Below are 225 nucleotides of genomic sequence, written 5' to 3' on the forward strand. Positions count from 1 at the left end.
TGTTCACCCTGACAGGCGTATGCCGTTCGGTGGTCGTCCCGTCGCCGAGCCGGCCATTGCTGTTGTTTCCCCAGGCGTAGGCGTTGCCATCGCTGCCCACGGCCAGCGAATGCTCCCATCCGGCGCTGATTTGTACGTAGGTGAAATCCTTGGGTAGGTCCGGGTACGCGTTGCGGTCAGGCTTGTTCACCCTGACAGGCGTATGCCGTTCGGTGGTCGTCCCGT

Annotated in this window: 1 pseudogene; it reads right to left on the minus strand. The window is 62.7% G+C overall.

Going from position 1 to position 225, the window contains the following annotated elements:
- Window positions 1-190, minus strand: a pseudogene (locus GKC41_RS08685) (hypothetical protein); the annotation flags it as partial.
- Window positions 191-225 lie beyond the last annotated feature (35 nt).

The sequence above is a fragment of the Bifidobacterium asteroides genome, assembly GCF_009683175.1.
GTDB classification, from domain to species: domain Bacteria; phylum Actinomycetota; class Actinomycetes; order Actinomycetales; family Bifidobacteriaceae; genus Bombiscardovia; species Bombiscardovia asteroides_H.